At 44.2% G+C, this 1348-nt stretch carries 1 protein-coding gene; it reads left to right on the top strand.

The features are described 5' to 3' along the window. Positions 1 to 60 precede the first annotated feature (60 nt). Entirely contained in the window at positions 61 to 1332 is a 1272-nt protein-coding gene (locus AB4653_RS13555; protein WP_009848997.1) for a YeaH/YhbH family protein, read from the top strand. Positions 1333 to 1348: the final 16 nt, after the last annotated feature.

The following is a 1348-nucleotide window of genomic DNA, read 5'->3' as shown; positions in this document are numbered from 1 at the left end:
TAATAACTCTTATACCCGAATAAAAAGTAGGATCGCAAAATCAGCTGAGAGGGAGTTCTTATGGCACAATTTATCGATCGGAGGCTCAATGGCAAGAATAAGAGTGCTGTGAACAGACAGCGTTTCTTACGACGCCATAAAGAGCAAATCAAAGAATCTGTGGCCGATGCAGTCAACCGACGCTCAATCACCAATACTGAAACCGGTGAAGACGTCACTATTCCTCATAAAGACATCAAAGAGCCAAGCTTTCACCAAGGTCAAGGCGGCGTAAGAGAACGCGTTCACCCAGGTAATGACCAGTTCATCACGGGCGATAAAATTGAACGTCCTAAAGGTGGTGGTCAAGGTGGTGGCTCAGGCCAGGGTGACGCAAGCCCTGATGGCGAAGGCCAAGATGAATTTACCTTCCAAATTTCAAAAGATGAATATCTTGATATTCTCTTTGAAGATTTAGCTCTGCCTAATCTAGAGAAGAATCAGGTCAACAAAATCACCGAATGGAAAACACACCGCTCTGGTTACCAAAGCGCGGGGATTCCATCTAATATCGCTATCGTTCGTTCACTGCAACAATCTCTGGCTCGTAGAACCGCGATGACAGCAGGTAAAAAGCGCGAGCTCAACCTACTGATGGAGCAACTTGACCAAGTAAAAATGACAGAACCAGCACAACCTTTCGAAGAGAGTCGCTTAAAAGAAGAGATTGCTGAGTTACGTAAAAAAATTGAAAGCGTGCCGTTCATTGACACCTTCGACCTGCGTTTTAAAAATTATGAGAAGCGCCCTATTCCATCTAGCCAAGCCGTTATGTTCTGTCTAATGGATGTATCTGGCTCAATGGATCAAGCTACCAAGGACATCGCAAAACGCTTCTACGTACTGCTTTACTTATTCCTCAATCGCACATATGAAAACGTCGATGTTGTGTTTATTCGTCACCATACTCAGGCTAAAGAAGTTGACGAACATGAGTTCTTCTATTCACAAGAAACTGGCGGCACGATCGTTTCTAGTGCACTGAAACTAATGAAAGAAATTGTCGCAGATCGTTATCCTGCTAATGAGTGGAATATCTACGCAGCACAAGCTTCTGATGGAGATAACTGGGCGGATGACTCACCTCGCTGTAAAGAACTGTTGGTCAATACGCTATTACCGACTTGCCAATATTACTCTTACATCGAGATTACTCGCCGTTCACACCAAACGCTTTGGCACGAGTACGAGAAGCTAGAAGCGAGCTTCGATAACTTCGCCATGAAGAACATTAAAACGGTGGATGATATTTTTCCTGTGTTTAGAGAACTGTTCCAGAAAGAGACTGCGTAAGGGAGTTTGCCATGAC

This window comes from Vibrio sp. 10N.222.48.A3, assembly GCF_041475345.1.
In the GTDB taxonomy this organism is placed as follows: domain Bacteria; phylum Pseudomonadota; class Gammaproteobacteria; order Enterobacterales; family Vibrionaceae; genus Vibrio; species Vibrio tasmaniensis_A.
Note: the sequence above shows the minus strand (reverse complement) of the source record. Positions and strands in the feature narration are given on the sequence as shown.

Bases quoted from the DNA above. Each gene is read 5' to 3' on its own strand.
- AB4653_RS13555 (WP_009848997.1), top strand. From the start codon at position 61: ATGGCACAATTTATCGATCGGAGGCTCAATGGCAAGAATAAGAGTGCT.